At 61.0% G+C, this 16,880-nt stretch carries 17 protein-coding genes; 6 read left to right on the top strand and 11 right to left on the bottom strand.

Going from position 1 to position 16,880, the window contains the following annotated elements; translation table 11 throughout:
• Positions 1-271: 271 nt before the first annotated feature.
• From ACWFVE_RS16790 to ACWFVE_RS16780, 3 genes are all read right to left on the bottom strand, one after another.
• Positions 272-628, bottom strand: a complete 357-nt coding sequence (locus ACWFVE_RS16790) for a hypothetical protein (protein ID WP_447530403.1) — start codon at positions 626-628, stop codon at positions 272-274.
• A complete protein-coding gene (locus ACWFVE_RS16785; protein ID WP_447530402.1) occupies positions 628-900 on the bottom strand; it encodes an HU family DNA-binding protein in 273 nt (90 codons plus the stop codon). The genes ACWFVE_RS16790 and ACWFVE_RS16785 overlap by 1 nt, the downstream gene beginning before the upstream one ends.
• A 104-nt stretch (positions 901-1,004) precedes the next feature.
• A complete protein-coding gene (locus tag ACWFVE_RS16780; protein ID WP_447530401.1) occupies positions 1,005-2,192 on the bottom strand; it encodes an NAD(P)/FAD-dependent oxidoreductase in 1,188 nt (395 codons plus the stop codon).
• A 168-nt stretch (positions 2,193-2,360) separates the two neighbouring features.
• Here ACWFVE_RS16780 and ACWFVE_RS16775 point away from each other — a divergent pair, with 168 nt between their 5' ends.
• The 5 genes from ACWFVE_RS16775 to ACWFVE_RS16755 all read left to right on the top strand — a co-directional run bounded on the left by ACWFVE_RS16775 (position 2,361) and on the right by ACWFVE_RS16755 (position 6,571).
• On the top strand, positions 2,361-2,924 hold the full coding sequence (locus ACWFVE_RS16775) for a chorismate--pyruvate lyase family protein (protein WP_447530400.1): 564 nt from the start codon (positions 2,361-2,363) through the stop codon (positions 2,922-2,924).
• 33 nt (positions 2,925-2,957) lie between these two features.
• Positions 2,958-3,848, top strand: coding sequence for a 4-hydroxybenzoate octaprenyltransferase (gene ubiA, locus ACWFVE_RS16770; protein WP_447530399.1), 891 nt, complete (start codon positions 2,958-2,960; stop codon positions 3,846-3,848).
• Positions 3,849-3,943: 95 nt separating this feature from the next.
• Entirely contained in the window at positions 3,944-4,633 is a 690-nt protein-coding gene (gene phoB, locus ACWFVE_RS16765) for a phosphate regulon transcriptional regulator PhoB (RefSeq protein WP_447530398.1), read from the top strand.
• Positions 4,634-4,636: 3 nt separating this feature from the next.
• A complete protein-coding gene (gene phoR / locus ACWFVE_RS16760) occupies positions 4,637-5,941 on the top strand; it encodes a phosphate regulon sensor histidine kinase PhoR (protein ID WP_447530397.1) in 1,305 nt (434 codons plus the stop codon).
• Positions 5,942-6,235: 294 nt separating this feature from the next.
• Complete coding sequence (locus ACWFVE_RS16755) at positions 6,236-6,571, top strand: hypothetical protein (RefSeq protein ID WP_447530396.1); 336 nt, start codon at positions 6,236-6,238, stop codon at positions 6,569-6,571.
• A 353-nt stretch (positions 6,572-6,924) separates the two neighbouring features.
• Here the strand turns inward: ACWFVE_RS16755 and cysZ are convergent, their stop codons facing one another.
• The 6 genes from cysZ to ACWFVE_RS16725 all read right to left on the bottom strand — a co-directional run bounded on the left by cysZ (position 6,925) and on the right by ACWFVE_RS16725 (position 12,819).
• The gene (cysZ, locus tag ACWFVE_RS16750) at positions 6,925-7,656 is read right to left on the bottom strand and encodes a sulfate transporter CysZ (protein WP_447530395.1); all 732 of its coding nucleotides are present in this window, start codon (positions 7,654-7,656) and stop codon (positions 6,925-6,927) included.
• 67 nt (positions 7,657-7,723) lie between these two features.
• Positions 7,724-8,449 (bottom strand): phosphate signaling complex protein PhoU, encoded by a 726-nt coding sequence (gene phoU / locus ACWFVE_RS16745; protein WP_447530394.1) that lies wholly within the window; start codon positions 8,447-8,449, stop codon positions 7,724-7,726.
• A gap of 29 nt (positions 8,450-8,478) precedes the next feature.
• Positions 8,479-9,285 (bottom strand): phosphate ABC transporter ATP-binding protein PstB, encoded by an 807-nt coding sequence (gene pstB / locus ACWFVE_RS16740; protein WP_447530393.1) that lies wholly within the window; start codon positions 9,283-9,285, stop codon positions 8,479-8,481.
• A complete protein-coding gene (gene pstA, locus ACWFVE_RS16735) occupies positions 9,270-10,685 on the bottom strand; it encodes a phosphate ABC transporter permease PstA (RefSeq protein ID WP_447530392.1) in 1,416 nt (471 codons plus the stop codon). The genes pstB and pstA overlap by 16 nt, the downstream gene beginning before the upstream one ends.
• On the bottom strand, positions 10,685-11,797 hold the full coding sequence (locus ACWFVE_RS16730) for an ABC transporter permease subunit (protein ID WP_447530391.1): 1,113 nt from the start codon (positions 11,795-11,797) through the stop codon (positions 10,685-10,687). Before ACWFVE_RS16730 ends, pstA begins: the two co-directional genes overlap by 1 nt.
• A gap of 74 nt (positions 11,798-11,871) precedes the next feature.
• A complete protein-coding gene (locus ACWFVE_RS16725) occupies positions 11,872-12,819 on the bottom strand; it encodes a PstS family phosphate ABC transporter substrate-binding protein (protein WP_447530390.1) in 948 nt (315 codons plus the stop codon).
• A 121-nt stretch (positions 12,820-12,940) separates the two neighbouring features.
• On the opposite strand from ACWFVE_RS16725, the gene ACWFVE_RS16720 reads away from it, so the two are divergent.
• Complete coding sequence (locus ACWFVE_RS16720) at positions 12,941-13,357, top strand: acyl-CoA thioesterase (protein WP_447530389.1); 417 nt, start codon at positions 12,941-12,943, stop codon at positions 13,355-13,357.
• 57 nt (positions 13,358-13,414) lie between these two features.
• Here the strand turns inward: ACWFVE_RS16720 and ACWFVE_RS16715 are convergent, their stop codons facing one another.
• Positions 13,415-14,503 carry a TRAP transporter substrate-binding protein gene (locus ACWFVE_RS16715; protein WP_447530388.1) on the bottom strand — a complete coding sequence of 363 codons (1,089 nt, stop codon included), beginning with the start codon at positions 14,501-14,503 and terminating at the stop codon, positions 13,415-13,417.
• A 101-nt stretch (positions 14,504-14,604) separates the two neighbouring features.
• A complete protein-coding gene (gene uvrD, locus ACWFVE_RS16710) occupies positions 14,605-16,806 on the bottom strand; it encodes a DNA helicase II (protein ID WP_447530387.1) in 2,202 nt (733 codons plus the stop codon).
• Between the last annotated feature and the right edge of the window lie 74 nt (positions 16,807-16,880).

The following is a 16,880-nucleotide window of genomic DNA, read 5'->3' as shown; positions in this document are numbered from 1 at the left end:
CATTGGCCAACGCGACATAAAGCCGTTGCCCTGGACGTGTATTCGGATACACATGTAAGGAAAGGTACTGGTATAGCGGGGTAAAAGGCGTTTCGCCTGGGACCAGGGTGGCAATCGTCAGGCACATCCAAAAAAGTGCAAACCGGCGCGTAATGGATGTATTGGCGGCTATTCGAAGAGGTGCTCAGCAACGCGTAAGCTTGAACGTGGCGATCAGTTTGCAGCAGACTAAAACAGCCCGCCCCCTTGGCGGGGGGCGGGCTGTTAGCCGTTACAAATACTTCAAAAGCTTCTGCAGCTTGTTCATATCGCTGGAGTCGCCGACCAAGCGTACGTCGCCGTTCATCATGCCGTGCAGAAAGGCTTGCTGGGTCGGTTTTTTGAGTATTTTCAGCGCGGCGTCCTGGTCGCGAAAACGTAGTTCGAGATCCAGGTCGATGGGCAGACCTTTACCGGTGTCGATGCCGTTAGGCGTCATTCGGTAGTGGCGGGCAGTGCCGAGGTCTTCCGTGGCAATGCCCCAGTCCAGACTGCGCATACGCTCAAGCTGTTCTTTGAAACGCGGCTTACGCCGCAGTGCTCGCTTGAGCATCAAGCCAAGTAGCCACAGCGTTAGCCGGAGTTTCATTAGGAAACGGCGTCCTTGAGCGCTTTACCGGGCTTGAACGCCACGTTTTTGCTGGCCGGAATCTTCAGCGGCTCGCCAGTTTGCGGGTTCTTACCGGTACGGGCGGCGCGTTCGCGCACGGTGAAGGTACCGAAACCGATCAGGGCCACGTCTTCACCCTTGGCCACGCTATTGGTGATTTCATCAAGAATGACGTTCAGCACTTGGCCCGCTTTGTCTTTGGAAAGATCAGCGTTTTCAGCAATGGCAGCGGCGAGTTCAGGTTTGCGCATAAAAGGGGTCTCCCTGATAGAAAAAGTAAGCGTAACGCTTATGAGTGTTATTGAAAACAAACGAGTGTTTTAACTTTATGGCCTGATCTTCAATTGGTCGTGGATTAGCCTAGCAGCGCAGGCACCGCTCTGGAAAGCTCCACTTTCCTTTTGACGCAACTGCCTGTCAACGCAAACCCGACTAATTGGCCATCTTTATCTTCGCCAAGGGCGGCGAGTGCATCACCTTCGCCCTCGATACGCCACTGTGCGACGGGCGCAGGCGGGGAATAGGCCACCACGGGCAGCAGCGGCGTTTTCACTACCACCGGCCAAGCGCCGAAGCTGACGGGGGTCGGGGTGCCGGCCAGGGTGGCCGCCAATGCCTTCACACTGGCTTGAAGGGGCTGTACGTACATGGCATTGACGCCGTCGACACAGGCGACATCGCCCAGCGCGTAGATCGAAGCGTTCGAGGTTTGCAGGTAGCGGTCCACCTGGATACCGCTTGGCGACACGTCAAGCCCGGCCTGGCGTGCAAGCGCTGTGCGCGGGGTCAGGCCGGTGGCCATTAGCACGGCATCCACGCGGCAGGTTTCGCCGTTATCGAGGGTGAGCATCAGATCGTCGTGTTCATCCGTTGCGATAGCGCTCACCGTGCGACCCAGCGCCAAGGCGATGCCGCCCGCTTCGAATGCGCTGCCCAGCGCCTCGCCAAGCGGTGCGGGTAGAAGGCGCGGTAGCGGCGTGGCTTCCGGGGCGATTAGCGTGACCTGGTGACCCGCGGCGTGCAGGTCGTTGGCGAATTCGCAGCCGACCAGTCCTGCGCCAATGACCGCCACCCGGGCACTGCGCGAAGCCAGTGCTTCATGCAAGCCCCGGTAGTCGTCCAGGTCGTTCACGCTGAAAAAGCGCCCGGCCAGCGTGTCGGGCACGTCAAGGGCCATGCGTGGGCTGGCGCCGGTGGCCAGCACGAGCTTTTCGAAAGCAAGCTGCTCGCCGTTGGCAAGCGTCAGGCGGCGGCTATCGGCGTCGAGCGCGGTGACATGGGTATGGGGGCGCAGCGTGGCGTCGAGCTCGCGGGCCACCTCATCGGCGCTTTGCCTGGCGAGTGCCTCGGGCGCCAGGCGCTTGCCAAAGCCCGTGGAGAGCAGCGGTTTGCTGTACTCATCGCCGCTGTCGAAGCTCACCAGGGTGATCGAGCGGGCGTCACCTTGGCGCCGCAATGCCCGGGCCAGACCGACACCGGCCATGCCGGTGCCCAGGACGATCAGATCCACCGGCTTTTCGGTTTGAGAGAAGGAGTGGGTCATGTCATCACCCAGTGTTGGAACCATGATGTTTTAAATGACTGTCTTTAAGCGACTGTCTTTAAATGAACGGTCTTTAAATGAACGGTCTTCAAGAAAACGTCGTTGAGAAAAGTGCGTCAGAACGTCATGTTACACTAGCTTCAACGACTTGACCGCCCTGGAGGTCGCGTGGCTTCACACCTTTTGCACCCTACCCCCTACGCGCGCTGGCAACCCGTAAACGCGCTGCGCCCGGCCATGAGTGCTGCCTGGTGGCAGTGGGTGGCTTCGACCGATTCCCTGACCCAGCGGCTGGTCTCGGCAGGCCGGCCCAGCCCCTTTCGCGTGCAGCTTTTGCGCCAAACGGTGGGGGTGCCCACCCGCGACGAGGCGCAGGCATTGGGCCTGGCGCCGCGCCGTCTGGCCTGGCTTCGTGAAGTGGCCCTGTGCGTGGATGACACCCCTTGGGTAGTGGCGCGTTCGGTGGCGCCTCTCGAGCAGCTTCAGGGGCAACACCTAAAGCGCCTTGGCGAACGTTCACTGGGTAGCTGGCTGTTTCGCCAGCCGGACCTTGTACGCGGGCCCCTCTTTGCTACCCGCCAGCGGCCAGCGTTTGCCCGCCACTTGTGTCCTCCTGGGGTGGCCGGGGTATGGGCGCGGCGTTCGGTCTTTTATCACGCAGGCCTGGCGCTATTGGTCCAGGAGGCCTTTTTATCCACGATGGCGGATGATCTTGGCATGGCTTCGCGCTAGGCTAGACGCGCGTTTTGTCTTTGAGAGGTAAGCATGGATCGTTCACTGCTGCGTCCTACCGGGTGGTCTCGGGCGGCGGATTTCATCACCCTGATGCGCCTGGACCGGCCCATCGGCACCTGGCTTTTGATGTGGCCTACCCTTTGGGCGCTGTGGGTAGCCGCCGAAGGCGTGCCTAGGCGCGGCGTGCTGCTGATCTTTATCGCCGGGGTCTACACCATGCGCGCGGCGGGCTGCGTGGTGAACGACTACGCCGACCGCCACTTCGATGGTCACGTCAAGCGTACTAAAAACCGGCCACTGGCGACCGGGCGCATCAGCGAGACCGAAGCCAAACTGCTGTTCACCTTGCTGGTCGCCGCCTCCTTCGTGCTGGTCCTGCTGACCAACTGGTTTACCGTGGCCCTCTCGTTGGGCGGCGTGGCGCTGGCGTTTATCTACCCCTTCATGAAGCGCTATACCCATTTCCCGCAAGTGGTACTGGGCGCCGCGTTTTCCTGGGCGATCCCCATGGCGTTCGGCGCGGTGCTGGGCTACGTGCCTCTCGAAGCGTGGATCCTGTTTTTGGCCAACGTGCTGTGGACCGTCGCCTACGACACCCAATACGCGATGGTGGATCGCGACGATGACCTGAAAATCGGCATCAAGTCGACCGCCGTGCTGTTTGGCGAGGCCGACCGGCTGATCATCGGGCTGCTGCAGGCGGCCACGCTTGTGTTGCTGGCGCTGGTGGGCTGGCGTGTAGGGCTTGGTGGGTTCTTCTGGCTGGGCCTTGGGGCCATGGCGGTGACCTTCGTGCATCAGCAGCGCTTGATAGTGGGCCGCGAGCGCGACGCGTGCTTTCAGGCGTTTTTGAACAACCACTGGTCGGGGCTTCTGGTATTTGCCGGGCTGGCATTGAGCGGGTGGCCGGTGACAGGCTAATGTCGAAGTTGTCATAAAACTGTCACCCGTGCATGGTGTGATTGTCACCGATATGTCATCGAACCACTTTCGTCTGGACACCGTGAGGCCCGCCAATGACCGCCAAGACCGTTTTGATCGTCGATGATGAGGCACCTATTCGTGAGATGATCGCGGTGGCGCTGGAAATGGCGGACTATCGCGTGCTCGAAGCGGACAATGCCCAGGACGCCCACGCCCTGGTCGTGGATCATCAGCCGGACCTTCTGCTGCTTGACTGGATGATGCCTGGCACCAGTGGGATCGAGCTTGCAAGGCGCCTGAAGCGCGAAGAGGCGACCGCCGAAATCCCGATCATCATGCTGACCGCCAAGGGCGAAGAAGATAACAAGATCCAGGGGCTCGAAGCGGGGGCGGATGACTACATCACCAAGCCGTTTTCGCCTCGCGAACTGGTGGCGCGTTTGAAAGCGGTGCTGCGCCGAACGACGCCACGCGGCGTGGAAGACCCCATCGAAATCAACGGTTTGATGCTCGATCCGGTAAGCCATCGGGTCAGCGCCCACGGCAAGGCATTGGATATGGGGCCCACCGAATACCGCTTACTGCAGTTTTTCATGACCCACCAGGAGCGCGCCTACACCCGCAGCCAACTGTTGGATCAGGTATGGGGCGGCAACGTCTACGTCGAAGAGCGCACCGTGGATGTGCATATCCGCCGTCTGCGCAAGGCGTTGGGCGATGTCCACCAGAACCTGATTCAAACGGTGCGCGGCACCGGGTACCGCTTCTCCGCCCGGGTGTAGCGCGTGCGTTTGTGGAGCCGAGAGCTTTGGCGTATCGCGGGGCTGGCCACCCTCGGCGTCGTCCTGGGTTGGCTGTTTGGCTCGCCGGGGCTGGGGCTGTCCGCGGGTTTGGGGGCGTGTCTTTTCTACCATCTGCGCCAACTGCGTACCCTGCACCAGTGGCTGACGTTCACGCCCAACGAAGAGCCCCCCGCGGCCAAGGGGCTATGGGGTGAGCTGCTGGACCGGCTTTACCGCTACCAGAAAAGCCAGCGAATCACGCAAAGCCGACTAAGAGCCACCTTGGCGCGCATTCAGGAGTCTTCCGAGGCGATGCGCGACAGTGTGGTCATGCTCGACCGCAACGGTGATCTCGAATGGTGGAACAGCGCCGCCCACCAGATGCTGGGACTGCAAACCGCGCACGACCGCGGCCAGCACATTACCAATTTGCTGCGCGATCCCGCCTTCGTACGCTACTTCTCGGCGCGTCAGTACAGTGAGCCATTAACGCTTACCTCGCCCATCGACGAGCGGCGTATTCTCGAGTATCAAATCACGCTCTACGGCGATGACGAGCGCCTGGTGATGGCGCGCGACATTACCAGGCTGCACCGCCTGGAGCAGATGCGCCGTGACTTCGTGGCCAACGTGTCCCACGAGTTACGCACGCCGCTTACCGTGCTTTCGGGTTACCTGGAAACCTACAGCGATTTAAAAGACGAGCTGCCGCCCCGGTTGGGGCGCAGTATCGGCCAAATGCAGGCGCAAACGTTGCGTATGCAGAACCTGGTCAATGACCTGCTACTGCTTTCCCGGTTGGAAATCGACCAGGGCGGCAAGGATCATCAGCCGTTGGCGCTGGCGCCACTTTTACAAAGCATTCACCAGGATGCCAACGCTCTTTCTCAGCAGCAGCATACCGAGTCCCAGCGTATCGAGCTTGTGATCGAAAGCGACGCGCGGCTGATCGGAAGCGAGCAGGAGCTTCGAAGCGCCGTTTCCAACCTGATGTTCAACGCCGTGCGTTACGCCCCTGGGGGGAGCGAGATCACCCTGCGTTACGCCCTCCTTCCCGACGGCGGCGTGTGTATCGAAGTGGAAGATAATGGACACGGTATCGACCCGGTCCATATTCCCCGCCTGACCGAGCGCTTCTACCGTGTGGATAAAGGCCGCAGTACGGCCACTGGCGGCACCGGGCTCGGGCTTGCCATCGTGAAACACGTCCTGCTGCGCCACGATGGCAAGCTTCAAATCGACTCTCACCCTCAGCAGGGGGCGCGTTTTCGCTGCGTCTTCCCCGTCTCGCGAATTGCTCAGACCTAGGTATATGAGACCAAAGTTGTACAGTGTGTCAAAATGGCATACAAGAATGGGTCACAAATTGTCTATGTGTCATTATTAGCCACTTTTTATTGATGCAAACGCTGTTGTCCAGCTTTCTGTATAAGACTTGTAATATTTTAAGTTTCTGTTTTTAAAGTGATATTAATTTTTATGCCATGTTTGGCACAGCCTCTGCAAAGCTTTTGGTAAGAAAGACAGCTGCTTCAAAGTAGTCGACCGAAAGGTACTCTTTCTTACTTTAAGCGGTAACCACAGCGATTCAGGAGGTGGAATATGATGTCCAAGGAGCTACTCAAGAAAGCCGGTATCGTAGGTATTTCGTTTGGTCTGTTGGCAAGCCCGATGGCATTCGCAGATACCACCGATCATCCGTCGATCGAAGAAAATCAGGACAGCATGGTCGAGCAAGATCCGGCGCAAGAGTCATCAGGTGTCAACATGAACACCAATGACAACCCGGATTACACTCAGGAAGAGCTTGAAACCGACCATCACACCCAAGGCCCCAACGATGAAACTATCGGTGAGCCGGACTCAATGGGTACTTCCACTGAAGAGGGTTCAGAAACCTCTCCGGAAGGCGTCGTCGAGAAAAACTCTGAGTCGTAAGTAACATTTTGTTGCAATTTACGTACAAAGCATTACGCTTAGGGAGTGAGCATTTATAAGGGACAGGATGTCCCACCGCATGGATGCTCCAAACGATTCAAGGATTGAATCAAGCGACGATCAAAAAACGTTAGTTAGGGTTAGATTCCACGGTTGGAGCCCCTCAAAAGGATAGGAAGCTTTCGTTAAGCATCGCAATCGCTAAGCATAAATGAAGACCCCGCCTTGTAGCGGGGTCTAGTTTTTATGGGTATAACGTTTTGTTTGCTGTGAGCCTTTTGATCACTATAAAGGTTCGCGCCTCGATCCTCTCCTGTATCCCATGTTTCAAAAGCCTGCGATACCAGCCAGCCTCAATCATGAGTCAACTGCTTGATATCCCGGTAATGGGCGTCCCACATCAGCACCGCTCCGGCCACGGCCCCGGGTAGCAAGAAAAGGTTGGCAAGCGGTATCCAGGTAATCAGCGTGACAAGCCCCCCGTAGCTCATGCTCGGCCACCAGCGTGCGGCCAGGCGTTGGCGCATGTCTTTAAAGCTCACCTTGTTGTTATCCATGGGGTAGTCCAGGTAGGTGATGGCCATTACCCAGGCGGAAAAAAGCGCCCAGAGTAGTGGAGCCACTAAATTGAGCCCGGGTATCCAGCTTAGAATGAACAGAAGAGCAGCGCGGGGCAAAATATAGCGCAGCTTGACCAGCTCGCGGCCCACGGCGTCCAGAGCCGTTTTCGCCAGGCCCCGGTCGTCCAGCGGCTCGACACCGGTGGCGCTGCGCTCTATGTGAGCGGCCAAAAAGCCGTAAAAAGGAGCGGCGATTAGATGCGTCACCAGCGTGAAGGTAAAAAATATCGCCACCAGCAGGCTCAAGACGAACAGCGGCCAGATTAGCCAAGAGAGCCAGTCAAGCCAGGCCGGTATGCTCGCCATGGCATGGTCCAGCCAGCCGGAAAAGCGCCGAGCAGTGAAGCTTGCAAGACTGATGTAGACGATCAGATTGATCAGGATGGGTAGAAATATATAGCGCCGTAGTCCTTTTCGATAGACCAGGCGAATGCCCTGGCTCAGGGCGGAGACCGCAGTTAGCATCGAGGATCCTTATAAATACGCCCAGTTGGAATGCCTGGGCGTATTGCAGGCTCAACGCTTTAAAAGGTCAAGGCTTTTTTAGCATCTGCTCATCGAGGCTTTCTGGCGCGGTGTGGCGAATATCGAGCCCTTTCACCAGGTAGACGACGTACTCGGCCAGGTTGTTGGCGTGATCGCCCACGCGCTCGAGCGCTCGCAGCACCCACATGATGCTCAGCACCGAGCTGATCGAGCGCGAATCCTCCATCATGAAGGTCATCAGCGAGCGCATGGCGCTGCCGTATTCGTCGTCCACGGATTCGTCTTCGCGCACGACCTGCATGGCAAGTTCGGTATCGAAGCGGGCAAAGGCGGTGAGCGCATCGCGCAGCATCTTGCGAACGTGCTCGCTAATATGGCGCACCTCGACGAGGCCACGAATACCGCTGCTGTTGTCGGATAGCGTCAGGGCGTTACGCGCGATCTTGCTGGCTTCGTCGCCGATGCGCTCCAAATCCGACGTGGCGCGAATCACCGCCAGTACCAGGCGCAGGTCCGAGGCGGCGGGTTGGCGCCTGGCGAGTACGCGGGTGCACTCCTCGTCGATCTTCAACTGCATGTCGTTGACCTGGCGGTCGTTGTCGCGCACCTCTTCGGCCAAGTGGCTGTCGTTTTCCATCAGCGCGTGTACGGCGTTTTGTACCTGCTTTTCGACCAGCCCACCCATCGCCATCAGACGGGTTTTCAGCTCTTCCAGCTCCTGATTGAACTGGCGCGAAATATGCTGGCTATGGGTATCGCTTGTAATATCCATCGAGCACTCCTGCGGGGATCGGCGCCGGGCTATGTGACCCGGCCGGTGATGTAGTTTTCGGTCCGCTGCTGTTTCGGGTTGGTAAAGACCTGGTCGGTCGGGCCGTATTCGACGAGCTCGCCGTTATTTAAAAAGGCGGTGTAATCGGATACTCGAGCGGCCTGCTGCATGTTGTGCGTCACCAGCACCAGGGTCAGCTCGTTTTTAAGATTGCGAATCAACTCCTCGATTTTGAGCGTGGAGATCGGATCCAGTGCCGAGGCCGGCTCGTCGAGCAGCAGTACGTCGGGCCTGACCGCTAGGGTGCGCGCGATCACCAGCCGCTGCTGTTGGCCGCCGGATAAAAGCCACGCCGAGCGGTGCAGGCGATCCTTCACCTCGTCCCAAAGCGCGGCGGAGCTAAGCGCCCACTCGATGATGTCGTCGCGCTTGCGCTTGGGCAAGCGCCGCTCCAGGCGCAGGCCAAAGGCCACGTTTTCGTAGATCGACATCGGGAAGGGGTTGGGGGTTTGAAACACCATGCCCACTCGACGGCGAAGCTCGCTCACATTGATGTCCGCCTCGAAAATATCGCGCTCTTCAAGCTCGATACGGCCGTGATGAACGGCGCTTTCGTTAAGGTCGTGCAGCCGGTTGAACGCGCGCAAAAGCGAGGACTTACCGCACCCGGAGGGGCCGATAAACGCGGTGACCCGGTGGCGCGGCACTTGCAGCGTTAGCGCCTTGAGCGCGGGTTTGCCGCCATAGGTCAGGCTGAAGTCCTGGACATTCAAACAGCGCTGTTCGGCGTCGAACGTCACTACCGGCGGCGGTGCGACTTTCAAGGGCGCGACCATGACTCTCCTCGTTGACGCCGTAAATAATGACGTAGAAATATGGCAGTTAGGTTAAGCACCAGCACGATCAGCACCAATAAAAGCGCCGTGGCGTAAACCAGCGGAATGGCGGCCTCGACATCATCGCCATGAAAAGCGGTATCAAATAGATGATAGCCAAGATGCATGAATTTGCGCTCGAGATGCAGGTAGGGAAACTCCCCGTCCAGCGGCATCTGCGGGGCCAGCTTGGCGACGCCGACCAGCATCAGCGGCGCTACTTCTCCCGCGGCACGGGCCACGGCCAGAATCACGCCGGTCAGCATTGCCGGTGTCGCCATGGGAAGCACGACCCGGGTCAGCATCTCCAGACGGGTCGCGCCCAGCGCCACGGCGCCTTCGCGCTGGGCGATGGGCACGCGTGCCAGGCCCTCTTCGGTGGCCACGATCACCACCGGCAGCGTCAGCAGGGCAAGCGTCAATGAGGCCCACAAAAGCCCACCGGTACCGAAGGTGGGCGAGGGCAGGGCGTCATCGAAAAACCAGCGGTCGATCGAGCCCCCTACGCCGTAAACGAACACGCCTAACCCGAACACGCCGTAAACGATCGAAGGGACACCGGCCAGGTTGCGCACGCCGATACGCACCAGCCGGGTCAGGCGATTCTGATGGGCGATCTCGTTGAGATAGATCGCCGCCAGTACACCAAAGGGCGTTACGATCACCGACATCAAAATCACCATTAAAAGCGTGCCGAAAATGGCCGGCCAGACCCCGCCGCCGGTATTGGCCGCCCGTGGGCCTTCGCTCAAAAACCGCCACACGCCTCGCCCCCAAACGGCGGTTTTTTCCAGAAAGGAGAGCGCATTGGGCGTCTGGAAAGCGCTGACGCTTGAAAGGGGCTGCACCAGGCGCTGCCCCTGGCTGGTGAGCAGTATTAGTTGGCCGTCCGGGCGGTGCTCCCGGGGTGTATCGACCAACCCGGCAACGCGCGTTCGGGCGGCGGTGCCGGTTAGACGCTCGCCTTCGAGCTCCAAAGTGCTCAGACGGCCGATGATATCCCCCTTGGGGCTTCGCTCGAGCCGTACCACGTCATCGGGGGTGGACCGGCTTGTGATCTCGTCCAGCGCGATCCAGCGCCAGTCGGCGCCGGTTCGTTCGCGGTTGCCGGTAAAGTAAAGCCGCTCGGCGCCCTCGCCCTGGGGAATGGGGGCTTCGCGTATTGGCTGGCCGATCACCTGCTCGCCGGAGCGCAGCGTCAGCTCTTCGAGCGTGGCCGGCCAGAAATGCCCCAGCCCTTTGACGGTGAGCAGCGTGAGCAGCGTCGCCAGCATCAAAAGCGACAGCGCCACGCAGCCGGCGCAGAGCCAGGCCCACAGGGTATCGCCTGGCCAAAAGCGGCGCTGACCAGCGCGTACCATCAATACCCCCCCAGCCGCTGGTAGCGGCGGCGCAGGCGCTGGCGAACGACTTCCGCCAGGGTGTTGACCAAAAAGGTGAACATAAATAGCACGAGTGCAGCCAAAATCAGCAGGTGATAGGTCATCCCGTCCGGCGGCGCCTCGGGCAGCTCGATGGCGATCGCCGCCGAAAACGAGCGCAGCCCCTCGAAGGGGCTCAGGCTCATGAGCGCGGCGTTACTGCTCGCCATGAGGACGATCATGGTTTCGCCCACGGCGCGGCCGGCGCCGATCATCACCGCCGAAAAGATGCCCGGCCCCGCCATGGGCAGGGCGACCTTCCAAAGCGCCTGCCAGCGGCTGGCACCGAGGGCCTGGGCGCCTTCCATCAGCGTTTGGGGCGTCCCGTAAAGCGCATCTTCGGCCAGCGAATAAACGCTTGGAATGATGGCAAACCCCATGGCAAGGCCGACGATCAGCGTATTGCGGGTGGTGTAATCGATGCCGAAGCGCTGATCCAGCAGCCGGGCCAGGTCGCCGCCCAGCCACTGCTGCTCGATCATGGGCGCAAGCCAGAGGGCGAGTGCCGCCATGACGGCGAACCAGGGCAACAGCCAGAGCCCGGCCCGGTCGAGCGATAGCCTTCGGCGCAGCGCTTTCGGCGACCTATGCCATAAAACGCCTGCCAGCGCCGCGCTCAGTGGCAGCCACACCAGAAGTGTCAGCGTGCTGGCAAGGTGGTGCTCCACCCAGGGCGCCAGCACGAGCCCCGCCACGAAGCCGATGACGACGCCGGGCACCGCCTCCATCAGCTCCAGGGTCGGCTTGATCCGCGCACGAAGCCGCTCGGTCATGAACAGGGCCGAAAAAACCGCCGCGCCCAGCGCCAACGGCACCGCCAACAGCAGCGCAGCCAGGGCGGCCTTGAGCGTGCCCCAGGCCAGAGGCGACAGCCGCGCCAGCGAGAAATCGTCGAACCGGGTCAACAGCGGAAGCGTTTCCCATACCAAAAACACGCCGATGGCCAGAATCGCCAGCAGCACGCCAACGCCGGCGGCGGTGATCATGGCGATGGCTAAACGGTCCTTGAGTGTTCGCCAGGACAAAGGCCCAGGCAAGGCAGATCGCGTCATAGGAACATCATAAGAGAGCGCGTGGGGTAACCGGAGTGGAGCATCAGCTCTCCTTAACGTAAGTCATTTTTATGTCAATCGTGTGACAGCGGCGGCGTTTCGAGCTGCTCGGCGGTGAGCGGTACAAAGCCTGCGTCCCGCACGATTTGCTGGCCCTCGAGGGACATGATCAGTTCGATGAAGGCCTGCTCCACCGGGGGCAGCGGCGTATCGGGAGCGGCGTTCACGTACAGGTACAAATCTCTTGAAAGCGGATACTCGTCGCTTTGGATCGTCGCCTCGGTGGGGAAGATCGCTTTGCCCTGGCCATCGATGATGCCCAGCGAGTGCACCATGGGCGTCAGGTGGTGATAGCCGCTATAGCCCATGGCGTCCGGCGCGTGGCCCACCGCGGCCACGACCGCCGAAGAGCCCGGGTATTCGCTGATATCGGCCCGAAACTGCCCGCCGCAAAGCGCCCGCTGGCGGAAAAGATCGAAGGTGCCCGAGGCCAGGTTGCGCCCGCTGAGCGCGATGCGCCCATAAGGCCACTGTGGCGGTGGCGCGATGTCGGCCCAGCGGCGAATCGGTGTGCTGGCCCCGCAGGCGCGGGTGGTGGAAAAGATGGCGTCCAGCGCCTCGGGGGTCAGCGCGTTCAAGGGGTTGTGTCGGTGCACCACCACGACCAACGCATCCCGGGCGACGCGAAGTTCGCGTGGCGGATAGCCGTAGCGCGCTTTGAAGCGGGCACGCTCGCCTTCGCTCATGGGCCGCGACATGGGGGCGAGACGCGTCGTCCCCGCGGTGAGCGCCGACGGTGCAATCGCCGAGCCGCCCGCCTGAAACTGCACGTTGATATCCGGATAGCGCGCGGTGAGCGCCTCGCCCCAGCGCAGCACCAAACTCGCCATGGTGTCGGAGCCGGTCGCCCCCAGGGTGCCGCTAATCGGCGCGCTCGCAAAGACCGGCGCGCTGAGCCAAAGCAGCAGCCAAAGCGCAAGGCTTACGTATCTATTGGCTGGGCGTAACCCGCGACTCTTCAAACGATCCACCTCTTGTGATTAGCTGACGCCGGATGCTAACCGTGCCATCATGTCCGCATCCTGTTACAAAAATACGTTACAGCCGTCTTTTACAACAATAAGCCTTTGAAGCGACCCGACTATGACACCGCTTGAACATGACCTCGACGATGCGCCTGCTCCGCTTGGGCAGTTGACGCTAAAGCTACTGGCTTCACGTCAGGATACCAATCTTTATGGCGATATTGCCGGCGGCTGGCTGGTCAATCAGATGGACCAGGCCGCTGAGTTGGCGGCAGGCCGTGAAGCGGGCGGGCGCACCGCGACGGTTGCGATCGAGTCGATGGACTTTCTAAGCCCGGTACGGGTGGGCTCGATGGTGAGCGTATACACCCAGGTACAGGAAATCGGCCACAGCTCGATCAAAATCGATGTCGAGGTGTGGGTGCGCCCGCCCCAGGGGCGCACCCTCGAAGAGCGCCAAAAGGTGACCGAGGCCCGCTTCGTGGTCGTGGCCCTGGACGATAACGGGCGTATTCGCGCCGTGCATAGCGACTAGCGCGGCCATCAAAAAGGGCGCCTTGGGCGCCCTTTTTCAATGCTCTGACGCTGACACTCAGGCGCCGATGCTCTCGCGACCCTTGAAATAGGCGTACTCGCCGATGTCGCTGAACGGACGCATCAACTGCTGGAACGCCGAATAGGATTCGTAGACGCGGCGCGACTCTTCGTCGTTTTCGGTCTGGCGCTGAATCACTTCTTTCGATGCCTCGAACAGCGCCTGCATGACGTCGTCCGGGAAGGTGCGAAGCTCGACGCCGTGCTCGTCGACCAGGGTTTCCAGCGCCTGGGCGTTGTGGAAGGCGAACTCGGTGAACATGGCCAGGTTCGAGGCCCGGGCGGCTTCGCGGATCACCGCCTGCAGATCTTCCGGCAGTTCGTTCCAGGCGTCCAGGTTGATGAAACTTTCGACCAGCGCGCAGGGCTCGTTCCATACCGAGGTGTAGTAGTAGTCGGCGACCTGGTGCAGGCCGAAGGCCATGTCGTTGTACGGGCCGACCCAGTCCGCGGCGTCGAGCACGCCGGTCTGCATCGAGGTAAAGATCTCGGAGCCTGGCATGTTCACGGTGCTCACGCCGATGGCGTTCATCGCCTCACCGGCAAGACCGGGCAGACGCAGGCGAAGGCCCTGCATGTCGTCGAGCGAGTTGATCTCTTTTTTGAACCAGCCAGCCATCTGCGGGCCGGTGTTGCCCACGGCGAACGGCTTGAGGTTGTGGTTGGCGTACACCTCGTCCCAAAGCTCCTGGCCGCCGCCGTGGTAGATCCAGGCGTTCATTTCGGTGGTGGTCATACCAAACGGCACCGCCGTAAAGAACTGCGCCGCCGCCACCTTGCCGCGCCAGTAGTAGGGCGTGGAGTGGCCAATCTCGGCGGTGCCCGCGGAGACCGCATCGAATACTTCGAGGGCCGGGACCAGCTCGCCGGCACCGTGTACGCGAATACGCATGCGGCCATTGGAGAGCTCTTCCACCCGGCGGGCGAAGTCGTTGGCGCCGGTGCCGAGCGCCGGGAAGTTTTTCGGCCAGGAGGTGACCATATCCCAGGTGTAGGTTTGTTGGGCCTGGGCGCTGCTCACGAAGGGGGCGGCGGCGACACCAGCGGCGCCGAAGCCGGCGGTTTTGATGAATTGGCGGCGTTGCATGAGAGGGGATACTCCAACGAAGTCTGTTTTTTTATAGTTGCACAAAGGCGCAAGCGTCGCTTGTGAGTATGCGCCAAAGGGGTTTTGTTGGGCAAGTGAGCCTAAAGCGGGGTGAGCTTGGCAAAACCGAGCACCAGCCACTTGTCGCCTTCGCCTTCGAAACTAACGTGCACCCTGGCCCGCGCCCCCTGGCCTTCGGCGTTGAGGATCATGCCTTCGCCGAACACCGGATGACTCACACGCTGGCCCACGTGAAGCTCTGGAAGCTCCCCGTCGCTCTCGATGGAGGTCTGCGCGTAGTTGGGCCGCGCGGAGGCGGTGACCGGGCGCGCGACGTGGCCGCGCAGGCGCACCTCCTCGAGCAGATGCGGCGGTAGTTCACGCAGAAACCGCGACGGCCGGGGGAAGACCTCCTTGCCGTGCAGCCGCCGCGTTTCGGCGTGGGTGAGATAAAGCTTCTGCATGGCGCGGGTCACGCCCACATAACAAAGCCTTCGCTCCTCTTCCAGGCGCCCCGGTTCTTCGACGGACATCTTGTGCGGGAAAAGCCCTTCTTCGACGCCGGCGATGAACACCACCGGAAACTCCAAACCCTTGGCGGAGTGCAGCGTCATCAGCTGCACACTGTCCTCGAACTCCTCGGCCTCGTGGTCGCCGGCGTTGAGCGCGGCCTCGGACAGAAACGCTTCCAGTGCGGTCAGGCCTTCGCCGGCTTCCGGGGTCTCGAAGGCGTCGCCCTGGGTGAAGGCCCGCGCCGCGGTGACCAGCTCGCCCAGGTTTTCCACCCGCGCCTGGCCCTTCTCGCCGCGCTCGCTCTTGTGGTGCTCGATCAGCCCGGTGTGCTCGATGACGTGGTCGATGATTTCAAAAAGTGTCAGCCCCGCGGCGTCGTTTTCGAGCTGCTCGATCAGGTTGGCGAATTTTTGTACGGCGTTGCCCGCCCGGCCTTTCAGCGTGCCATCACCGACGGCGTCGTGCAGCGCCTGCCAGAGGGAGACGCTTTCCAGGCGGGCGCGGTGGCGCAGGATTTCCACGGTGCGCGTGCCGATGCCCCGGGTGGGCACGTTGATCACCCGCTCCAAAGAGGCGTCGTCGTCACGGTTGAGCAAAAGACGCAGGTAGGCCAGGGCGTTCTTGATCTCCAGGCGCTCGTAGAAGCGGTGGCCGCCGTAGATGCGATATGGCATCCCCTGGCGGATCAGTGTCTCCTCGATCAGCCGCGACTGGGCGTTGGAGCGGTAAAGAATCGCCACGTCGCGCCGGTTCACGCCTTCGTCGACGCGCTCCTTGATGGTGTCGACGATGTAGCGCGCCTCCTCCAGGTCGTTGAAGCCGGCGTAGACTGAGATCGGCTCGCCTTCGACGCCATCGGTCCAAAGATTCTTGCCCATGCGCTCGCTGTTGTGGCTGATCAAGGCGTTGGCGGCGTCGAGAATCGCGCTGGTGGAGCGGTAGTTCTGCTCCAGGCGCACGGTATGGGTCTGGGGGAACTCGTCCTCGAAGCGGCGGATGTTCTCGATTTTCGCCCCGCGCCAGCCGTAGATCGACTGGTCGTCGTCGCCGACCGCGGTCATCGGCGTCTGCATGCCGGTCAGAAGCTTCAGCCAGGCGTACTGCAGGGTGTTGGTGTCCTGAAATTCGTCCACCAGCACGTGGCCGAAGCGCTCACGGTAGTGGTTCAAAAGCGCCGGGTTGTCCCGCAAAAGCTCCAGGCTTCTAAGCAAGAGCTCGCCGAAATCGACCAGCCCGCCGCGCTCGCAGGTGAACTGGTAACGCTCGTAGAGTTCGACCATCTGGCTCAGGTAACCGTCGCCGTCCACATTGACCTGGTGGGGGCGTAGGCCCTCTTCCTTGCAGCCGGAGATGAAGCTCTGCACCTGGCGCGGCGGGTAGCGCTCGTCATCGACGTTGTAGTCCTTCAGCAAGCGCTTGACCAAGCGTAGCTGGTCGTCGGAGTCGATAATTTGAAAGTTCTGGGGGAGTTTCGCATCCTGCCAATGAGTGCGCAAAAGCCGGTGGGCGATGGAGTGAAAGGTGCCCACCCAGACGTGGCGCATGGAGATGCCCAAAAGCGCTTCCAGGCGCGTGCGCATCTCCCGGGCGGCCTTGTTGGTAAAAGTAACGGCGAGCAACGCGTAGGGCGAAAGGCCCTCGGCCTGCATCATCCAGGCGATGCGATGCACCAGTACCCGGGTTTTGCCCGAGCCCGCCCCGGCGAGCACCAGTAGATTGCCCTGGGGGGCGCTGACCGCCTCGCGCTGCGCGGGGTTGAGCTGATCGAGAATCGCCGTCACGTCGTCCATGGTAGCCGCTGCCGGTTTGCAAATGGGCCGACAGTTTAACACAGCCCGGCCACTGGACGACCATACAGTGCGTA

It is taken from the genome of Vreelandella mediterranea, from assembly GCF_970647075.1.
This window is presented reverse-complemented; position numbering and strand designations above follow the sequence as displayed.

What these genes read in the sequence shown, in the direction of transcription:
- ACWFVE_RS16785 (WP_447530402.1), bottom strand. Translation starts at nt 900, where the DNA reads ATGCGCAAACCTGAACTCGCCGCTGCCATTGCTGAAAACGCTGATCTT.
- ACWFVE_RS16780 (WP_447530401.1), bottom strand. Translation starts at nt 2,192, where the DNA reads ATGACCCACTCCTTCTCTCAAACCGAAAAGCCGGTGGATCTGATCGTC.
- uvrD (WP_447530387.1), bottom strand. Translation starts at nt 16,806, where the DNA reads ATGGACGACGTGACGGCGATTCTCGATCAGCTCAACCCCGCGCAGCGC.
- pstB (WP_447530393.1), bottom strand. Translation starts at nt 9,285, where the DNA reads ATGGTCGCGCCCTTGAAAGTCGCACCGCCGCCGGTAGTGACGTTCGAC.
- ACWFVE_RS16720 (WP_447530389.1), top strand. Translation starts at nt 12,941, where the DNA reads ATGACACCGCTTGAACATGACCTCGACGATGCGCCTGCTCCGCTTGGG.
- cysZ (WP_447530395.1), bottom strand. Translation starts at nt 7,656, where the DNA reads ATGCTAACTGCGGTCTCCGCCCTGAGCCAGGGCATTCGCCTGGTCTAT.
- ACWFVE_RS16715 (WP_447530388.1), bottom strand. Translation starts at nt 14,503, where the DNA reads ATGCAACGCCGCCAATTCATCAAAACCGCCGGCTTCGGCGCCGCTGGT.
- ACWFVE_RS16755 (WP_447530396.1), top strand. Translation starts at nt 6,236, where the DNA reads ATGATGTCCAAGGAGCTACTCAAGAAAGCCGGTATCGTAGGTATTTCG.
- ACWFVE_RS16730 (WP_447530391.1), bottom strand. Translation starts at nt 11,797, where the DNA reads ATGACGCGATCTGCCTTGCCTGGGCCTTTGTCCTGGCGAACACTCAAG.
- phoU (WP_447530394.1), bottom strand. Translation starts at nt 8,449, where the DNA reads ATGGATATTACAAGCGATACCCATAGCCAGCATATTTCGCGCCAGTTC.
- ACWFVE_RS16790 (WP_447530403.1), bottom strand. Translation starts at nt 628, where the DNA reads ATGAAACTCCGGCTAACGCTGTGGCTACTTGGCTTGATGCTCAAGCGA.
- phoB (WP_447530398.1), top strand. Translation starts at nt 3,944, where the DNA reads ATGACCGCCAAGACCGTTTTGATCGTCGATGATGAGGCACCTATTCGT.
- ubiA (WP_447530399.1), top strand. Translation starts at nt 2,958, where the DNA reads ATGGATCGTTCACTGCTGCGTCCTACCGGGTGGTCTCGGGCGGCGGAT.
- pstA (WP_447530392.1), bottom strand. Translation starts at nt 10,685, where the DNA reads ATGGTACGCGCTGGTCAGCGCCGCTTTTGGCCAGGCGATACCCTGTGG.